We start from the raw sequence: 18,310 nt of genomic DNA, 5'->3' as shown, positions 1-18,310 counted from the left end.
GGACTGCCCGCGGCAGCCGGTCTCGCTAACGCCCCCAATCGCTGCCTAAAGCCCCCCGGCTGCAGCAGCATCGTTGACGGGTTTAGATATTCTGATAATCAGAGTCAACAATAAATGGGAGGTTTAACAGCCTGTTTTCAATGGCGTTTTTGGAAGGTCTCTAAATTGGAAGACGAGGACTTTGACCCGGCTGCAGATTTGCCCCTTGGCGAAAAAGGAAAACGCAGTCAGCCGCCATGCATCATCCCGGCTTCGGAGCTCTTCAGGAACGGCGAGGCGAAGGAAGTCGGCATCTCTCACGGCGGCAAGATCTACCGCCTGAGGATCACGAAGGCCGGAAAGCTCATTCTCACCAAGTGAGGCAGCCCCCGTCGGACCGTATCAGACGCCGTCGCCTCTTGCGATCAGAGGGCGACCAGTGCTCCACCCAGCAGACCGACACCAACGAGCGTCAGCAGCCCCGCGCCGACGAGTTCCAGCGCAATCGTCACGGCCGCAAGCTGCTTTGTCCGGCGACCCGCCGCCTCCAGCGCCCCACGGCCGAGCACCGTCAGCGAAGCGAGCGCGGACACGGTGATGGCCGTACCGAGGGCCATGGCGAACACCGACAGCACGCCACCGGCATAAAGCCCGTTCAACAGGGCAAAGGTCAGGACGACGATTGCGCCGGCGCAGGGCCGCAATCCGACCGCGAAGATCGCCGCCAGCGCGGTGCGCAGGTTCATCGGCCCGCGAAGCTGCTCGGGGCTGGCGATGTGCGTCCGCCCGCAGCGGCAGTCTTCAGCCGTCGACGCACAGACCGCTCCGGCGGGAAGCGCCTCTGCCGCGGCCATGGTCGGCCGGCCCGCCTCTCCCGGCGCGGCGAAGGCCAGTGCCCCCATGGCCCCGCCCCCGCCCTGGGAACCGTTCGAACCACGCGCTGCCAGGCTCCGCAGCCTCTCCAGCGGTCGCACCATCCGCATCAGGCGCGTCAGCGCCTTGGCCAGGAGATAGAGCCCGAAGAGGATGACGAGCGCATAGGACGCGATCTCCAGCCAGTCGGTGGCCTCGGTCATCGACACGCTCGTACCGCGCAGCACGAACCATCCCACGCCGACTGCCACAATCGCCGTCATGGCCTGAACGAGCGACGAGGCGAAGGCCAGCAATACGCCCCGCTTCAGCTCGGCGCGGCTCGCCAGCACGTAAGAGGAGATCACCGCCTTGCCGTGACCGGGCCCGGCAGCATGGAAAATCCCGTAGGCAAAGGACAGACCGACCAGGAAGACGAGCGAACCGGACCCGTCTCGTTTCAGCGCCACCAGCGCTTCACGCAGGGCGGAAAAGAACTCCCGCTGCCAGACCGCGATCTGAAGAAAGACATCGCCGAACATCCCGCCGGACGGCGCCGTCATCGTGTCGGCGCTGCCGATGCCGATCGAGGATTTCGCCAGGGCCGGCCCGGCAACCATCATCGCGATTGCGAGGAGCCCGCACGCCAACAGCGGTCGGCCACGCTCGGTCAGCTGGAGGGCGCGCATGTCACCTCCAAGCGCGTGGCGAGCACGTCGGCGAAGGCGTCGGCCTGACCTTCCGGCACGGCCTCGTCCGGGCCCAGAGCCGCGATCGAGCTCATCCATGCCTTGGCCGCCTCGTCCTCGTCGGGGGCGTTCAGCGCCTTGCGGCAACCGGCCGGCAGGTCGACGAGCTGGAAATTGTCGGCGCTCTGGAAATCGAAGGCGACGAAGAAGCTCTCGTCGAAATTCGAGACCTTCACCGGCTGATCGGTGAGGTCGATTTCCTCGGCGACGGGCATCTCGAAGAAGAAGATGAGCTGTCCGTCCTCGAACAGCGTGTGCATCTTTTCCGGCGGCGAAAGCGCGACGTCGCGGCTACCCACCTCGGCAAAGGTGTAGAAACCCCATTCGGCGATCGAGGTGCGCACCGTCTCGCCCACCGCGTCGAGTTCGTCCTCGTCCAGCACGCCATTGGCGTTCTTGTCGAAATCCACGACCACGGAAGACGAGAACAGCTCGTCCATGCGCCACACATTGCGGATCGCCGTGAAGCGTCCCTCGGACGACCCAACGATCTCGACATGCGGTTCGACGAAGACATGCGGATGCGCCAACGCTTCGGACGACACCAGCACCATGCCGGCCATCGCCAGCGATCCAGCAACGAGACGATCGATCACGGCAGTTCCCCTCTCAAGCCGATTCCTCAAACCTGAGAAGAATGGCCGAAGTTTGAAAGGAACGACGGTGGTCGTCGGTCAGCCTCGATCCTTCGCGCCGACTGCCGGGCGCCTCAGCGCTCGACGATCACCTGCGCACCGACATTCACCCGGTCGTAAAGGTCGGAGACGTCGGCGTTGCGCATCCGGAAACAGCCGGAAGACGCGGCCCGGCCGATCGAGTTCGGCGAATTGGTGCCGTGGATGCGATAGGCCGTCCAGCCGAGATTGATCGCGCGCACGCCGAGCGGATTGCGCGGTCCCGGCCCGACGGAGCGCGGAAGGCTCGGATTCTTCGCCCGCATGCTCGGCGTCGGGGTCCAGGTCGGCTTCGGCCGCTTCTTCGAAACCCAGCTTCGGCCGAACCACTGCTCGCTCGGCCGTCCGACCGCGATGTCGTAGGCAAGCGCTCTGCCTTTGCCGGTCAAGAGGTAGAGCCGGCGTTCGGACGTGCGGATGATGATCGTGCCGGGATCCGCCTCGGCGTGGAAAGACACTTCCTGCGGGCCGGAGGTTCGCGCCCCGGCGGGCGCCCCGGCGAACAGAGCGAAACACAGGGCAATAACGGCCACGGCGACGGAGGAGACGGAATGACGCATGACAACACCGATACTCGTCGGCACTGAATCTTCCCTTAAAGGGCGACCCGAGCCGGCCTGCGAACTGCCATGATTGGGCCACGATTCCCGGCGGACTTCAATCTCGCGGCCCAGCCTTCGCGCAGGTTTGACAGGGGCGTGATGCGGCTGCGCCACGCCGCCCGCGCGAAGCTCGTGATGGCGTCCCGCCTATTCGATCGACGCCATGCCGAGGGGCACGGCAAATTCCTCGCACCAGATCCAGACCTCGTTGTAGGCCGATACGTCGAGCCCGGCCGGCACGGCGTATTGCTGTGCTCCGCTGTCGCTCTTCAGCGGTCCGAGCAACGTCTCCGCGTCGTAGCCATCCTTGCCGAAGGCGATCTTCGGATCGGGCGCGCCGTCGAAGCTGAAATCCTCCGAAAACCGCAGGATCGTTTCACCGCCGTCGGTCTCGACGGTGACGAGGCCGCTGACCGAATGGCCGCTGGCGCCGGAGAAACGTCCCTCTTTCAGCGTCTCGGCCATGGCGCCCGGCGCCAGAGCGAACAGGGCTGCAGTGAGGGTGGCGGCATGAAGTCGAAGTCGCGATCCGGTCATCATCGGTCTCCTTGCGATGTCTGCCCCGAAAAGCATCTTCGCATGCCGGTCGCGTTTTGAAACACTCCAGGGCTCGCAACGCCGAAAATTCTGCCTTCCTGACCCACGCAGGGCTACGAGGTCATCCCCTCTCGGCGCGCTCCAGATCCTTCACCTGATGATCGCCGTTCTTGCGTTTACACTGTTTGAACCATTCGGCCAGGAAATCCACGAACACCCGCACCCGCGTCGGCAGATGCCGGCGATGGGGAAACACCGCGTAGATGCCGGCCTCGCTCGACATGTACTCGTCGAGCACGGTGACGAGTTGCCCACTCTTCAACTCGTCGCGCACGACGAAGGCAGGGCTGAGCGCGAATCCGAGACCGGCAAGTGCCGCTGCGCGAACGGTCACCGGACTGTTGGCACTGAACTGCCCGGAAACGGGTACCGTGATCTGCTCCTGGGTCTGCGGGTCCCTGAACACCCAGTTTGAAAACAGCCGCGAATTCGAATCGATCACGGCCGGAAAATTCCCGATCTCGCTTGGATGTTCCGGCCTGCCGACCCGGCGGATGAGATCGGGGCTGGCGGTGATGACGAAGTCGAGCGAGGCGAGACGCCGCGCGATCATCGCCGAATCGTCGAGCCGCGTCATGCGGATCGCCACGTCGAAGCCCTCCTCGACGAGATTGACGAAATTGTCGTCGAGATGGATGTCGAGGGCGATGTCGGGATAGGCCTTGGCGAAGTCGATCAGGCTGAGACCGAGTTCGGCGTCGCCGAAGGTGCGCGCGGCCGACACGCGAATGCGGCCCTTGGCCTCTCCCGTCGCTTCCCGCGCTTCCTCGTTGAGGCTCTCCAGATCGGCGAGCAGCGTCGCCGCCCGCGCGACATAGACCTCGCCGGCCGCCGTCAGCGCGATCTGGCGCGTCGTGCGATTGATGAGCAGGACGCCCAGCTCGTCCTCGAGCTCGCGCACATATTTCGACAGGAGCGCCTTGGACCGGCCGGTCTTGCGCGCGGCTGCCGAGAAGCCTTCGTTCTCCACCACGGAGAGGAAGGCCCGCATTCTGGTGAGCGTGTCCATCGGTTCCGAGCTTGCTCCAACCCTGTGATTGTTGCCGGCAATCCACGGCCGACGCCTTTCCTTCATGCGTAGGCGCCAAAAAATCAACCGCGTGCGAATTTGCCCTTGCACATGACAAAGGTTGGAATTATCTCCCGCCTCGCCCCATGTCGCACGTGCCTGTGGGCGTCCACCGGTCCTCAGATGCGAGGGTAGCCGGGCAGGTACCTGGACGTAACACACCCAGTCGGTTTCGCGAGCCGCGCGATATCCGAGGACGCCTTGAAGCAACGACGGTCCGGGCCTTTCACGGTCTCTCCCGGTCTCCAAAGCCGGGAATATCGAAGAGGCACACCTTCCTTGCCTGAAGTGCGGCGGGTTCAAGCCCTCCAATCCATGGCAGACGAACATCGGCACACTCGCGTCCATCGCGGGAGTCCGGCCACGTCGCGTCGCGTTTGACGCCTGTCCTGAACGGCTTTGCGCTTCTCGGGCTGGCTTCGCGCACGTTCCTTGTCGACCCCGATTTGGTCCCTCGGAGGCTTCCATGGTCACGCAGCGCATCATCGACTTCCTCGCTACCCGCCGTCCGGACGGCCCCTGCCTCGTCGTCGATCTCGACGTGGTGGAAGAGAACTTCCGCGCCTTCCGCCGCGCGCTCCCCGATTCCTCGATCTTCTACGCCGTGAAGGCCAATCCGGCCCCGGAGATCCTGAAGCTTCTGGCTTCGCTCGGCTCGAACTTCGACTGCGCCTCGGTCGCCGAGATCGAGATGGCGCTCGACGCCGGTGCCGATCCGTCGCGCATCTCCTACGGCAACACCATCAAGAAGGAGCGCGACGTCGCTCGCGCCCACGAGTATGGCGTGTCACTGTTCGCCGTCGATTGCATCGAAGAGGTCGAGAAGATCGCCCGCGCCGCACCCGGTGCCCGGGTGTTCTGCCGCGTCCTGACCACCGGCGAAGGCGCCGAATGGCCGCTGTCGCGCAAGTTCGGCTGCGTGCCGGCGATGGCGATCGACGTTCTGACCGAGGCCCAGAGCCTCGGCCTCAAGGCGACGGGAGTCTCCTTCCATGTCGGCTCGCAGCAGACCAACACCGAAGCCTGGGATTCGGCGATCGCCGACGCCAAGATGGTGTTCGATGCGCTGGCCGAGCGCGGCATCGTGCTGACCCTCGTCAACATGGGCGGCGGCTTCCCGACGCGCTACCTCAAGGACGTTCCGGCCGCCGCCGCCTACGGCCAGGCGATCTTCCAGAGCCTGACCCGCCACTTCGGCAACCGCCTGCCCGAGACGATCATCGAGCCCGGCCGCGGCATGGTCGGCGATGCCGGCGTCATCAAGACTGAGGTGGTCCTCGTCTCGAAGAAGTCCGCCGCCGACGAGAACCGCTGGGTCTATCTCGACATCGGCAAGTTCGGCGGTCTCGCCGAGACGATGGACGAGGCGATCCGCTACCCGATCGTCAGCCATCGCGACGGCGAGAAGACCGAGCCCTGCGTGCTCGCCGGCCCGACCTGCGATTCGGCGGACGTGCTTTACGAGAAGGCGCCCTATCCGCTGCCGATCTCGCTGACCGTGGGTGACGAGCTCCTGATCGACGGTACCGGCGCCTATACGACCACCTACGCCTCGGTGGCCTTCAACGGCTTCGAGCCGCTGAAGTCCTACGTGATCTGAAGACGCGGACCCGAGCATGATGATGAGACACGCGTTCATCCGACGACGAGAAGGGCGAAGGCCCTTCTGATCCGGCGCTCCCGCAACGCATGACGCGTTGCGGTGCGGCGCCGGGCCACCGCCCGCGCGCCGCTTCCGGCACGTGTCCTCTCAACCTCCTGCCAGCGTTTCAGGGAGGTTTTCATGACCGCTTTCGTCTCCGCCACCGCCTTCACCGAGGCCCTGCCTTTCGCCGCCATCGTCGCCGAGAGCGACGACCATGTGCCGGCGCGCGAGGCGCTGCTCGACGCCGCCATGAGCCCGGGCCGCACCCGCAAATCCTCCGAGACGATCCGGCGCGGCCGCCTGCCGGCCGAAGGTCTCGCCTTCTCCGCCACGCGGCCGGACGGCACGTTGGTCGGAACCGTCCGGCTGTGGAACGTCTCTGCGGGCACGAAAAACGGCGCCGATGTTCCGGCCCTCCTGCTCGGCCCGCTCGCCGTCGCGCCCGAGGCGCAGGGCACGGGCCTCGGCGGTCTTCTCATGCGCCACGCGATCGCCGAAGCCGCGCGTCTCGGCCACGGCGCCATCCTGCTCGTTGGCGACCCGGAATATTACGTCCGCTTCGGCTTTTCGGCGCAAAAGACCGGCTGGCTCGCCATGCCCGGCCCCTTCGAGCCGCTCCGGCTGCTCGCTCTGGAGCTTCAGGGCAGCGCACTCGACGGCGCCGAGGGGCTGATCACGCCGACGGGTCGGGTCGAGCGCGCGGCGGTCACTCTCGTCGAACTGGCGGCGTGACGGGCGCAGCAGGCCCGGCGGGCTTCGGTGATGACGAAGCCCGCCGGGCCTGACCCGAAAATGCGGGTGGCCGATTGCCGGACACAAGAATTATCCGGCGAGCCCGAAAACTCTTGCGCAAGACGCCTTGTGTTTTCCGAAGCATTCCATATATGTAAGTCATCGATGAACGGCCGGGTATTGGGCCTTGCGCTGAAGATCAGCGCCCAGTTCAAATCTCTCTTCTCAATAGTCGATCTAGAAGGGTCTGCAGCGTTTGCAGGCCAAGTGAACTTTGACTTGGAAAGGGTTTCCCATGACGACGGGAACCGTAAAGTGGTTTAATTCTCAAAAGGGCTACGGCTTCATCGCGCCCGATGATGGCGGCGCGGATGCCTTCGTCCATATCAGCGCCGTTGAGCGCGCTGGTCTGAGCGAACTCGCCGACGGACAGAAAGTGTCCTACGAGCTCGTCTCCGATCGCCGCACCGGCAAGAAGTCCGCCGACAATCTGTCGCTGGCTTCCTAAGACATTCCCTGCGACCCGCGCGGTCGCAGGTGGTGCGCATCAGGGGCGGGTCGACCACGGATGTACTGGCGGCCCCGCCCTCGATGCCGACACCGACCGTCCCGCCTTCCGACGAAGGCGGGTCGTTTTTTATGGCAGGCATAGGTGTACCGCGGCTGGCCGCGGAGCCCCGCTTTCAGCCAACATGGCCCGCGCGGAAAGCGCCAAGCGCACTCCGCCACATGGCCTCCCCTTCTGCAAGAGCCCGACCGTTTCCTATTCGCCCAGGCCACCGCGCTTTCTTTGCGCCGACCGGCCCCTATATCTGATTGGGACGGAGCGCTCCGCCGCCGAGTTTTCCACGCCTCTGCGTGATGCGATCACACCCTCGGCCGACCGAAAGTCCTCTCCATGACCGATTCCGAACGCGCCCAGAAGCGCGCCAATGCCGTGTTCGGGCAGCAGCCCGACCGCCACGAAAAAGGCTCCGCCATGGGCCTCATCCGCGCCGACGCGGCTGCTGTCCAGGAAAAGACCGCCCGCCTTCGCGCCGCGCGTCTTGCCCGCGAGGAAGCCGCCGTGGCTGAAGAGCCCGCCCCGAAGAAGACGCGGGCGCGTCGCACCAAGGTCAAGGCCACCGCGTAATTCTCATCTCCGCCAGCGATAGCACCATGCTTTGTGCGTCCTGTCGCGCGTGCGCCCGCTGACCGGCGGTCCCTGCATCTCTCGCAGCGGCAGTCGTTAGCCGGGCAGGCTCTCTCTCCCGCCCATAGTACCGTGGCGCCGAACCAAAACCGGCAGCTTGCGTTCGCCTCAGGCGTTTTCCGCCCGAAAGGAGTGGCAGGAGCCTGAGGAGTCTGAAATGAAAACCGCCGGTCTTGCGTCTCTCGTTCTGTCGGCGGTTTTTCTTGCGGCCATCAGCCTTCTGCCGCTGATCGAGACCAATATCTGGTGGATCCGATATCTGGATTTCGTCCGCCTGCAGGCTGCGATCGCACTCCTGATCATCCTGGCCGCCGCCGGCCTTCTTCAAGCCTGGCACAGCCGATGGGGCGCGTTGGCCATGGCCCTCTGTGCCATCGCACTGGGCTTTCAGCTCTACAAGCTCTACCCCTACGCGCCTGTCGTGACACCGATGGCCGTCAAGGCCGAGACATGCCCCGAAGGCCGTTCGTTCTCCGTGATGGTGTCGAATGTCCAGAAGGGCAATCGCAACTTCGAGGCTTTTGCGGATGTTGTCCGCAATGCGGACCCCGACATTCTCCTCGCTCTCGAAACCGACGAATGGTGGGACGACAAGCTCAAGGTCTTCGCCGACCGGTTTCCCGAGACGATCCAGAGCATTCCGCAGGAGGCGGAGTATTTCGGCCTGCATCTGATGTCGAAATATCCCCTTTCAGATCCGGAAATAGAATTCTTCTTTGCCGAGCGGACGCCCTCGGTCCGCGCCGAGGTTCAGCTGCCAGACGGCACCTTCACCCTGTTCGGGATTCATCCCCGTCCGCCCCTCTATTTCGACCAGCCGTCGGCCCTGCGCGACGGGACGATGGCCAAGATGGCCCTCGCCGCGGCCGAGGCGGACCGGCCGATGGTGGTCGCGGGCGACTTCAACGCCGTGTCCTGGGAACGCATCTTCCGCCGCGCCATGCGTGTCGGCGGCCTGCTCGATCCAAGGGTCGGGCGCGGCCTGTTCCCGACCTACGACGCCACCAATCCGGCCATGGCCTGGCCCCTGGATCACATCCTGTTTCAGGACGCGATCGGCCTTCAGACCTTTCGAAAACTCCCCGCCGTCGGCTCCGACCATTATCCCGTCATGGCCGAACTCTGTCTTTCGTCCGGCTTGGCAGACCGGCAACACGCCCCCTCGCCGACCCGGCACGACATCGAAGAGTTGCGACACGCGGTCGAGACGGCCGATGCGTTGACCGGCGGCGAGTTCAAGACTGAGTAAAGCGCCGCGCCCTCTAATTCACCAACCGCTGGCGGGCCTTGTTGTCGAGATAGTCGGCATAGGCCTTCTTCAGCTTGTCGGTGGCGCCGACTTCCGGGACCGCGACGTCCCACCAGTGGCCGCCACCCGCTTCGCCGGGGCCCTCTGTCGGATCGGTCTCGACCACGATCACGGACGGCATGTCGCGCTTGCGCGCCGCGACGATCTGGGCCTCCAGATCGGCGATGCTGCGCGCCTTGACCGCATGGGCCCCCATCGCGGCAGCATGGGCGACGAAGTCGATCTCCGGCTGCACCTCGACATTGCTCGATGCATAGAGATTGTTGAACTCTTCGCCCCCACAGGCCTGCTGCAGCCGGTTGATGCAGCCATAGCCACGATTGTCGGTCAGGACCACGGTAAAGGGGATGCGCCGCATCACCGCCGTCGCGAGTTCGGAGTTCGCCATCATGTAGCTGCCGTCACCGACGAAGCAGATCACCTCCTTGTCGGGGGTGGCGAGCTTGATGCCCATTGCCCCGGCGATCTCGTAGCCCATGCAGGAATAGCCATATTCCATGTGATAGCCGCCCTGTGCCGGCTGCCACAGGAGCTTCAGCGCGCCGGGCATGGTGCCGGCGGCGCACATGGCGACCGTGTTTTCGGTCGAAGCGCGCTGGACCGCGCCGATCACCTGCGCGTCGGTCGGGCGATAGTCTTCCGGCTTGTTGCCCGGATCGGCGCAATGGGCGTCGACGGCGGCGAGCCAGTCGAGCCGCGACTGCGGATCGGGTTCAGGCGCGCGATGATCGCCCAGACGGGCCGAGAGCTTTTCGAGCGCCGCCTTCGCGTCGCCGACGACCCCGAAGGCGCCATGCTTGTCGGCGTCATAGGCCTGGACGTTGATTGCGGCGAGGCGAAGCGACGGGTTCTTGAACAGCGCCCAGGAGCCGGTGGTGAAATCCTGAAACCGCGTGCCGACGCCGATCACCAGATCGGCCTTTTCCGACAGGAGATTGGCGGCCGCCGAACCGTCGACGCCCGCAGCGCCGAAATTCATCGGATGGCTCTGGGCGAGCGCCGCCTTGCCGGCCTGGGTCTCGATGACCGGGATCGAATGGCGGCTGGCGAAATCGGCCAGCGCCTCCTCGGCCTGCGAATAGATGACGCCGCCGCCACAGACGAGCACCGGATTTTTCGCCTCGCGGACCATCCCGGCGAGATCGGCGACGTCGCGCGGATCGGGCTCGGGCCGGCGGATGCGCCAGACGCGCCGCTCGAAGAACGCCGCCGGATAGTCGTAGGCTTCTGTCTGGACGTCCTGGCAGAAGGCGAGGGTCACCGGGCCGCAATTGGCCGGATCGGTCATCACGCGCAGCGCCCGCGGCAGAGCGGTGAGCAGATGTTCGGGGCGGGCGATGCGGTCGAAATAGCGGGACACCGGCCGGAAGCAGTCATTGGCCGAAACCGTGCCGTCGTCGAAATCCTCGACCTGCTGGAGCACCGGGTCGGGCTGGCGATTGGCGAAGACGTCGCCGGGAATGAGGAGCACCGGCAGGCGATTGACATGGGCGAGGCCCGCCGCCGTCACCATGTTGGTGGCGCCCGGGCCGATGGACGAGGTCACCGCCATGGCGCGGCGGCGGCGGCTCGCCTTGGCATAGGCGATCGCTGCATGGGCCATGGTCTGCTCGTTCTGGCCGCGCCAGGTCGGCAGCGCGTCGCCGGCTTCCTGCAGCGCCTGGCCGAGGCCGGCGACATTGCCGTGGCCGAAGATCGCCCAGACGCCTTCGATGAAGCGTTCGCCGTCCTCGGTCATCTGCACCGAGAGCCATTTCGCCATGGCCTGTGCGGCGGTCAGCCGGATCGTCTCGCTCATGCCGCATTCTCCTCTGCCTTGCCGCGGGCCGCATCCCAGATGGCGCAAAGCCGCGCGAAATTCGCTGCCATCGTCTCGACCGCCTCGGTATCGGAAACCTTGCCGGCCAGCCAGTCGCGCGCGGTCTGCGCGAAGATCGTGCGTCCCACGGCAAACCCCTTGACCAGGGGAAACTTCGCCGCGAGTTCGAAGGAGGCGGCCAGTTCCGCCTCCGGCGCGTCGAGGCCGAGAACGACGATGCCGCGCGTATGGGGATCGTTCCGCTCGATCGTGTCGACCGCGTTCTTCCAGGCCGCTTGCGTCGTGAAGGGTTCGAGCTTCCACCAGTCGGGATAGACATCAAGATCGTAGAAGCGCTGGATGATCCGGGCGTTGGTCATGTCATCGACCGGCCCGACCTTGGAGGGGATGATCTCCAGCAGCATTTCCAGCCCGTTGCGCCGGGCGGCAGAAAAGAGCCGCATGACCGTGGTTTCCTGATCCACCCACATCGCCGGATCGTCATCGGGGTGGCAGAAGCACAACACCTTGACCACGTGGCTTTTCGGCCATTCGGCAAGGCCGCCGAAATCGAGGCCGAGTTCCGGCTCCAATGTCAGCGGCCGCGATGTCGGCCATTCGGCCGGATGCCCGATCCATAGCCCCGTACCGGCCGCCTGCCACAGCGCCTTGCGGCCGAGGCGCGAGTCGCACAACAGGCCGTAGCCGGACCGCCCGTCCTGGACCCTCAGCGTCGCCTGGAGGCAAAGCTCCTTGAAGGCGCCGATCTTTTCGGGGCTCGCCCCTTCCATTTCCTCCAACTGGATGCGGTGGTCGAAGGCGAAGACCCGCATGGTCGAAAAATCGCCCTTGCGGTTGGTCGCCCAGTGCACCTGTTCGAGCTCACGGTCATTCCTAAGATCCTTGCGCACGATGCCGCGCTTGAAGAAGAACTGCAGTTCCTCCCAGCTCGGATAGGCCGGCGTGCAGCCATGGCGCGAGACGGCGAAGGCGCCGCAGGCATTGGCGTATTTCAGCGCCGTCGGCCAGTCCTCATCCGTGAGCCAACCCTTCAGGAGACCTGAGAAGAACCCGTCGCCGGCGCCCAGCACGTTGAAGACCTCGATCGGAAAGCCGGGTCCGGCCTCGCCGTCATCGAGGCTGTCGGGGATCGCGCCGGTGAAGGCGACCGCGCCGGCCGCGCCGCGCTTGCAGACCAGCGTCGCCTCCGAGACCTTCCGGACCGCTCTCAGCGCTTCGAGCGTGTCGGTCGAGCCGCCGGCGATGTGGAATTCCTCTTCCGTGCCGACGATCAGGTCGAAGAGGTGCAGTGTCGACTGGAGCTTTTCCGTCACCGCCCGGCTCTCGACGAAGCGGCTCTCGCCTTCGCCATGACCCGCCACGCCCCAGAGATTGGGGCGATAGTCGATGTCGAGCGCCGTCCGCGCGCCATGCTGTCGGCCGAGCGTCAGCGCCTTCTTGACGGCAGCCTCCGTGCGTTCATGGCTGAGATGCGTGCCCGTGGCGACCACGGCGCGGGCCTCGGAGATGAAGCTCTCATCGATATCGTCCTCGCACAGGCCCATATCGGCGCAGTTCTCGCGATAGAAGATCAGCGGAAACTGTTCGTCGTCGCGGATGCCGAGCAGCACCAGCGCGGTCAGGCGCTCGGGATCGGTCTTGACGCCGCGCGTATCGACCCCTTCGGCCTCGAGCTGTTCGCGAATGAAGCGGCCCATATGCTCGTCGCCGACACCGGTGATGACCGCCGACTTCATGCCGAGCCGTGCCGTGCCGCAGGCGATATTGGTCGGCGAGCCGCCGATATATTTGTTGAAGGAGCCCATCTCCTCCAGCCGGCCGCCGATCTGCGCGCCGTAGAGGTCGACCGACGAGCGGCCGATGGTGATCACGTCGAGTGTCTTTGGCATCAGACTATTCCCTCCAACGGCCGTTTGAACCGGGGCATCTTCACGACGCCACCCATTGTGTCCCACCATTCGCGCCCGTCGATATTTTGCCGGGCGTCTTTGCGCCCAGTCCGCCCCTCTGCGGCAATCCTCCGCTCTTCCGATCGCGGCCCAGGCATGCCACCCGATATGGAAGATTTATTCCATTTGGACCTTGCGACGCCGGCTTGTCAATCGCGACTCTCGCGCCTCTGCGCGACGGCGACTGCCAGCGAGGTGGCAAGCGTCAAGGCCGCCGTCGGCACCCGGAACGCGCCGACTTCCATCTCGCGCGCCACGAGCAGCGCCTCCGCGACATCTCGCAAGGGACACTCTGCCGTATCGCTGAGGGCAATCACGGGTATGCCGCGCTCGGCCGCCCGGATTGCGAGCTCCAGCGTCTCCGGGGAATAGGGAGCGAAGGTGACCGCCAAGAGGGCGTCGCCGGAGCGGATGGCGTGATCGCTTTCGATCTGGCCGAAGGTGCGATGAACCACCGCAGGGACCGTCATCTTGTCCAGGAGGTATCCCATGGAACTGACGATCGCGAAGGCGCGCCGAAGCCCGACCAGATGGATCGTTCCGGCGTCAGCAAGAATCTCCGCGGCACGGGCGAGAGCCCGATGATCCAGCGTATTCACCAAATTCACCAGCGATTTGTGCCCCGCCTCGGCAAAGCTCGCCGCCAGCGATGCCGGACTGTCATCGCCGCCCCGCCGCAACTGCGACAGCCGCTCGGAATAGTCGGGACGGAACTCGCGATACTCCGCGCGAAACAACGCCTGCATCTCGGAGAATCCCGAGAAACCGAGAGCCTGGCAAAAGCGCATGAAGGCCGATGGCTGGACGCCCGCACCCGCGGAAAGATCGGCCACCGTCGACACGGCGACGAGATGGATGTTGTGACGCAGAAAATCCGCGCACTGGCCGAGCCGCTTCGGCAGCGTGCCGGCAATCCGGTCGAGCCTTTCGAGAAGCTCCGATACGCTTTCCGGTGCCTGGATCGCCGGATCCAACGATCGCGTCATGGCCGTCTCCACCTGCCTCGCCAGACGCCGTTATAACGGGATGCGAGGTAAATGGAACGAATATTCCATATCTGGCGTGGATCGACACGCCCGTGTGGTCGGCGGGATAGCCCGCCTTGAGGGATTGACCGGCAACCGCAGCCAACTCGCAAGCAGTTACGCAACGGGCGACTTCGCCACCGCCCTATCCCGCGATGTCGATGACGCCGGCCTCACCCGTCTCAGCCCCGAAGGCCAGAAGCCGGCCGCCCTCGTCCCAGGCCATCGTCTGGACCGGGCCACCTCCACCACGGCGCAGCAGAGCTTCCTTGGAATCGAGAAATCGCACGGCGAGGATCATGCCGTCCTGATAGCCGATGGCGAGCATGTCCTCGGCCGGATGACAGGCAACGGCCGTGACCATCGTGTCGCCGCGCGTGCCAAGCTCCAGCGGCGCCTTGCCCATCGGCCCGTCCTTGCCGGAGAACGGCCAGAGGATCGCCGCGGGGGCGCCGGAAGTCGCCAGATACTTGCCCTTGGCCGACCAGGACCAGTCCTTCACCTTGGACGGATAGCCGGTCATCTTCATGTGCCGGCCATCGTCGATCCGCCAGCCATGCAGGGCGTTTTCCTGCATCGTGGTCACCAGGAAACGCCCGTCCGGCGAAAAGGCGACATCGAGATGCGCGCCCTTCCATTCGAGCGAAACGGGCTCCGCGTCCGTCGCCGGGAAATAGAGCGACGCCCCGTCATAGCGCGCGATCGCGAGACGCAGCCCCTTGGGCGCGAAGGCGAGGCCCTCGACGGTGCGCTCGTGCCTGATTTCCTTGAGCTCGCTCTTCGGCCGATGGACATAGGCGCTGCGCCCGGAGGCGAGGCCCACCGCGCCCTGCGGCCCGCCGGCAACGGCACTGACCCATTTGCGCCCGATCGACGCAACCTCCTCGAAACTCGCGTCAGCCGCGACCGAGACAACGCGCCCGTCTTCTCCTCCCGTGAGAAGGCGTTTGCCGAACGGGTCGGGTGTCGCGCAGAGAAGCCCGCCCTCGTGAAGCGCCAGGACCGTCTCGCCGCCGGCGGGCAGCCGCAGCGTCCCGTCGGCCAGCGCAAACGCCGGCTGATCCTTCAGGAAGCAGGCGGTTTCGACGAACTCGCCGAAATCATAGGCCGCAATCGACGGCATCAGGCAGGCGCCTTCGCGCGCGCCGCGCAGGCTGCAAAGCCGGCCTCCAGCGTCTCCGCGTCGAGGTCGCGGCCGATGAAGACCAGCCGGCTCACACGCGGCTCGTCCGGCTTCCAGGCCCGCTGGTGGTCGCCCTCGATGATCATGTGCACGCCCTGAACCACATAGCGGTCGGGATCGTCGGCGATCGCGATGATGCCCTTGAGCCGCAAGATGTTCGGCCCCTGCTCCTGAGTCAGCGCCTGGATCCAGGGGAAGAACTTCTTCGGATCGATCTCGCCGCCCCTCAGCGAGATGGACTTCACCGTCACGTCGTGGATCTCGGCCGGCCCATGGTCGTGGTGATGATGCTCGTGACCGTGATGGTGGTGGTGATGATCATGGTCGCAGTCCGGCCCGCAGACATGATCCTCATGGCTGTGATGCACGTCCTCCAGGAAGGCCGGATCATTGTCGAGCACACGGGTGAGGTCGAAGGCGCGCTGGCCGAGGATCTTGCCCAGATCGACGCCGGCGCGCTCGGTGCGGTGGATGACGGCGTGCGGATTGATCGTGCGCACCGTCGCTTCGACGATGGCAAGCTCCTCCGGCGTCACGAGGTCGGTCTTGTTCAGAAGCACGACGTCGGCAAAGGCGATCTGGTCCTCCGCCTCCCGGGAATCCTTCAGGCGCTGCGGCAGATGCTTGGCGTCGACCAGGGCAACCACCGCGTCGAGCGCGGTCTTGGCCCGCACATCCTCGTCCATGAAGAAGGTCTGCGCGACGGGAACCGGATCGGCGAGGCCGGTCGTCTCGACGACGATCGCGTCGAAGCGGCCGCGGCGGCGTGTCAGCCCCTGCACCACGCGAACGAGATCGCCGCGGACAGTGCAGCACACGCAGCCATTGTTCATCTCGTAGATTTCTTCGTCGGATTCGACGATCAGATCGTTGTCGATGCCGATCTCGCCGAATTCATTGACGATGACCGCATATTTGCGGCCGTGATCCTCGGAAAGGATGCGGTTCAGCAGCGTCGTCTTGCCGGAGCCGAGATAGCCGGTGAGAACGGTTACGGGGATCTGCTCGGCGGTGTTGGCGGTCTCGGACATGGCGTGCCTCTTTCTGGCTAGCGGTATCGTCTGATCGACGCCGCATATAATCCGGCCTCCGCCAGATTGCACGGGGGAGAGAATCAAGAAGAGCGGTCGTGACAATCTCTGCGCGGTCGTGCCGGCAAATGATCCAGGGGCATCGAACAGCCCTTGCAGCCGCGACCTTCGGGGCTTCCTATAGCCGCGCGGTCGCAAGGCCGAATCGTGGGATGACCGAGGAAACCAGCGATGGACGAAAGCGACGCCTTGCCGAAGGGCGAACTGACCGTGCGGATCCCGGCCATGCCGGCGGACGCCAACGCCAATGGCGACATCTTCGGCGGCTGGGTGGTCTCGCAGATGGATCTCGCCGCCGGCGTTCGCGCCGCGGAGCGGGCCCGCGGACGCGTCGCAACGGTCGCGATCAACGCGCTCGTCTTCAAGAAGCCGGTGAAGATCGGCGACACGCTCTGCGTCTACACGACGATCGAGAAGGTCGGCCGGACGTCGATCACCCTTGCGATCGAGGCGTGGGCGCGCCAGCGCACCTCGAAGGAGCGCACCAAGGTCACCGAAGGGACCTTCGTCATGGTGGCGATCGACGATGAAGGCCGCCCGGCGCCGATCCCGGCCGAGACCCTGGAATGATCCGCAGAAACAAGCCGTTTGCGCCGTGCTCGGCCTGACCGTCGCGGCTCTCGCCTTCGGCGAGACCATCGTCTGGGCAGCGTTCTACTATTCATTCCCTGCCCTGCTCCTGCGCTGGGGCGAGGTGGAGGGTTGGGGCAAGCCGTTTCTGACGGCGAGCTTTGCCGGCGCGATCATCCTCTCGGCCCTCACCGCCCCCCTGGCCGGGCGGCTCATCGACCGTGGGCGCGGGCCGCTGCTGATGACGCTCGGCGCCGCGACCGGCGCGATCCTGCTGCTCCTCCTGGCCGAGGTGGAGAGTCCATTCCACTTCGCCCTGGTCTGGCTCGGCCTCGGCGTCGTCATGGCGGGCACCCTCTATGAGCCCTGCTTCGCGCTGATGACCCGTGCGCTCGGCAAGGATGCGCGCCGCGCGATCACCCATGTCACCCTCGTTGCCGGTCTGGCGGGCACCCTCGCCTTTCCGCTGATCCATGTGGTGGCCGAGGCCGGAGACTGGCGTCTTGCCTGCCGGACCACGGCCCTCCTCGTGTTCTTCGGCGGCCTGCCGCTGCTCTGGTTCGGCAGCGTGCGGCTGGAGCGACAGGCGCGCCAGGACGCCCGGCACACGGCCGCGCCCCGACCGTCACGGGGCGCCTCGCCGCCTTCCCTGCAGGGCGTGTGGAAGCGCGAAACCTTTTGGCGCCTGACCATGGGCTTCGCGCTTCTCGGCAGCGTGCATTCGCTGATGATGAACCATCTCCTCCCGATCCTCGATGCCGCCCGGCTCAGCGAGGCGATGGCGGTGTTCGCGGCCGCCGCCGTCGGCCCGATGCAGGTGGTCGGCCGGCTCGGCATTCTCGGTGTGGAACGCCATGTGACGAGCCGCTGGATCGCCTTTTCCGCCTGTATCGCCGTCGGCCTGGCCGCGCTGTGCCTCCTCGGCACGCATTTCTGGCCGGTCCTCGTCATCCTCTTCGTCCTTCTCGAAGGCAGCGGCTACGGCACGATCAGCATCATGCGTCCGGTCATGCTCCGGGAATCGCTCGGCGATGCCAATTTCGGCGCGATCAGCGGCCGCATGGCCCGTGTCTACACGCTGGGCGTCGCGCTCGCGCCCTTCCTGGGATCGCTGATCTGGACGGTCGGCGGCTACGACCTCGTGCTGATCTTGATGACGGCGCTCGCGGGCCTCGCCCTGACGAGTTTCGCTGGGATCAGCGAGCGACCGTGGGGCCCCTCGAATGAGCCTCGCTCGCCGGGCCAGGAAGAGCACTCCAATTCGTCATGATCG

The 18,310-nt window shown here is 65.6% G+C and carries 18 protein-coding genes; 8 read left to right on the top strand and 10 right to left on the bottom strand.

The features are described from left to right. Positions 1-165 precede the first annotated feature (165 nt). On the top strand, positions 166-360 hold the full coding sequence (gene hemP, locus MF134_RS06920) for a hemin uptake protein HemP (protein ID WP_255338696.1): 195 nt from the start codon (positions 166-168) through the stop codon (positions 358-360). A 44-nt stretch (positions 361-404) separates the two neighbouring features. Here hemP and MF134_RS06915 read toward each other — a convergent pair whose 3' ends face one another. The 5 genes from MF134_RS06915 to MF134_RS06895 form a co-directional block, all read right to left on the bottom strand. Next, positions 405-1,520, bottom strand: coding sequence for a nickel/cobalt transporter (locus MF134_RS06915; protein WP_255338695.1), 1,116 nt, complete (start codon positions 1,518-1,520; stop codon positions 405-407). Then, a complete protein-coding gene (locus MF134_RS06910; RefSeq protein WP_255338694.1) occupies positions 1,502-2,176 on the bottom strand; it encodes a DUF1007 family protein in 675 nt (224 codons plus the stop codon). Before MF134_RS06910 ends, MF134_RS06915 begins: the two co-directional genes overlap by 19 nt. A 113-nt stretch (positions 2,177-2,289) precedes the next feature. Further along, entirely contained in the window at positions 2,290-2,838 is a 549-nt protein-coding gene (locus tag MF134_RS06905) for a L,D-transpeptidase (RefSeq protein ID WP_255338693.1), read from the bottom strand. A 165-nt stretch (positions 2,839-3,003) separates the two neighbouring features. Then, positions 3,004-3,393: a DM13 domain-containing protein gene (locus tag MF134_RS06900; RefSeq protein ID WP_255338692.1), complete on the bottom strand. Its 390-nt coding sequence runs from the start codon at positions 3,391-3,393 to the stop codon at positions 3,004-3,006. Positions 3,394-3,514: 121 nt separating this feature from the next. Beyond that, positions 3,515-4,462 (bottom strand): LysR family transcriptional regulator, encoded by a 948-nt coding sequence (locus MF134_RS06895; protein ID WP_255338691.1) that lies wholly within the window; start codon positions 4,460-4,462, stop codon positions 3,515-3,517. 526 nt (positions 4,463-4,988) lie between these two features. Here MF134_RS06895 and odc2 point away from each other — a divergent pair. From odc2 to MF134_RS06870, 5 genes are all read left to right on the top strand, one after another. Then, positions 4,989-6,122, top strand: a complete 1,134-nt coding sequence (gene odc2 / locus MF134_RS06890) for an ornithine/lysine decarboxylase (RefSeq protein ID WP_255338690.1) — start codon at positions 4,989-4,991, stop codon at positions 6,120-6,122. A 183-nt stretch (positions 6,123-6,305) separates the two neighbouring features. Continuing rightward, positions 6,306-6,899 (top strand): GNAT family N-acetyltransferase, encoded by a 594-nt coding sequence (locus MF134_RS06885; protein ID WP_255338689.1) that lies wholly within the window; start codon positions 6,306-6,308, stop codon positions 6,897-6,899. A gap of 295 nt (positions 6,900-7,194) precedes the next feature. Beyond that, positions 7,195-7,407 (top strand): cold-shock protein, encoded by a 213-nt coding sequence (locus tag MF134_RS06880; RefSeq protein ID WP_255338688.1) that lies wholly within the window; start codon positions 7,195-7,197, stop codon positions 7,405-7,407. Between the two features lie 390 nt (positions 7,408-7,797). Next, on the top strand, positions 7,798-8,031 hold the full coding sequence (locus MF134_RS06875) for a hypothetical protein (RefSeq protein WP_255338687.1): 234 nt from the start codon (positions 7,798-7,800) through the stop codon (positions 8,029-8,031). A gap of 217 nt (positions 8,032-8,248) precedes the next feature. Continuing rightward, positions 8,249-9,340, top strand: a complete 1,092-nt coding sequence (locus MF134_RS06870) for an endonuclease/exonuclease/phosphatase family protein (RefSeq protein ID WP_255338686.1) — start codon at positions 8,249-8,251, stop codon at positions 9,338-9,340. Positions 9,341-9,353: 13 nt separating this feature from the next. Here the strand turns inward: MF134_RS06870 and iolD are convergent, their stop codons facing one another. The 5 genes from iolD to MF134_RS06845 all read right to left on the bottom strand — a co-directional run bounded on the left by iolD (position 9,354) and on the right by MF134_RS06845 (position 16,407). Continuing rightward, the gene (iolD, locus tag MF134_RS06865; RefSeq protein ID WP_255338685.1) at positions 9,354-11,198 is read right to left on the bottom strand and encodes a 3D-(3,5/4)-trihydroxycyclohexane-1,2-dione acylhydrolase (decyclizing); all 1,845 of its coding nucleotides are present in this window, start codon (positions 11,196-11,198) and stop codon (positions 9,354-9,356) included. Continuing rightward, positions 11,195-13,108, bottom strand: a complete 1,914-nt coding sequence (locus tag MF134_RS06860; protein ID WP_255338684.1) for a bifunctional 5-dehydro-2-deoxygluconokinase/5-dehydro-2-deoxyphosphogluconate aldolase — start codon at positions 13,106-13,108, stop codon at positions 11,195-11,197. Before MF134_RS06860 ends, iolD begins: the two co-directional genes overlap by 4 nt. 209 nt (positions 13,109-13,317) lie before the next feature. Further along, positions 13,318-14,154 carry a MurR/RpiR family transcriptional regulator gene (locus MF134_RS06855; RefSeq protein WP_255338683.1) on the bottom strand — a complete coding sequence of 279 codons (837 nt, stop codon included), beginning with the start codon at positions 14,152-14,154 and terminating at the stop codon, positions 13,318-13,320. Positions 14,155-14,338: 184 nt separating this feature from the next. Continuing rightward, on the bottom strand, positions 14,339-15,316 hold the full coding sequence (locus MF134_RS06850) for a WD40 repeat domain-containing protein (RefSeq protein ID WP_255338682.1): 978 nt from the start codon (positions 15,314-15,316) through the stop codon (positions 14,339-14,341). Further along, on the bottom strand, positions 15,316-16,407 hold the full coding sequence (locus MF134_RS06845) for a CobW family GTP-binding protein (protein ID WP_255338681.1): 1,092 nt from the start codon (positions 16,405-16,407) through the stop codon (positions 15,316-15,318). Before MF134_RS06845 ends, MF134_RS06850 begins: the two co-directional genes overlap by 1 nt. Before the next feature lie 231 nt (positions 16,408-16,638). Here MF134_RS06845 and MF134_RS06840 point away from each other — a divergent pair, with 231 nt between their 5' ends. Then, on the top strand, positions 16,639-17,037 hold the full coding sequence (locus MF134_RS06840; RefSeq protein ID WP_255338680.1) for an acyl-CoA thioesterase: 399 nt from the start codon (positions 16,639-16,641) through the stop codon (positions 17,035-17,037). A gap of 25 nt (positions 17,038-17,062) precedes the next feature. After that, the gene (locus MF134_RS06835; protein ID WP_255338679.1) at positions 17,063-18,307 is read left to right on the top strand and encodes an MFS transporter; all 1,245 of its coding nucleotides are present in this window, start codon (positions 17,063-17,065) and stop codon (positions 18,305-18,307) included. Positions 18,308-18,310 lie beyond the last annotated feature (3 nt).

It is taken from the genome of Jiella marina, assembly GCF_024359545.1.
Taxonomy (GTDB): Bacteria; Pseudomonadota; Alphaproteobacteria; order Rhizobiales; family Rhizobiaceae; genus Jiella.
Note: the sequence above shows the minus strand (reverse complement) of the source record. Positions and strands in the feature narration are given on the sequence as shown.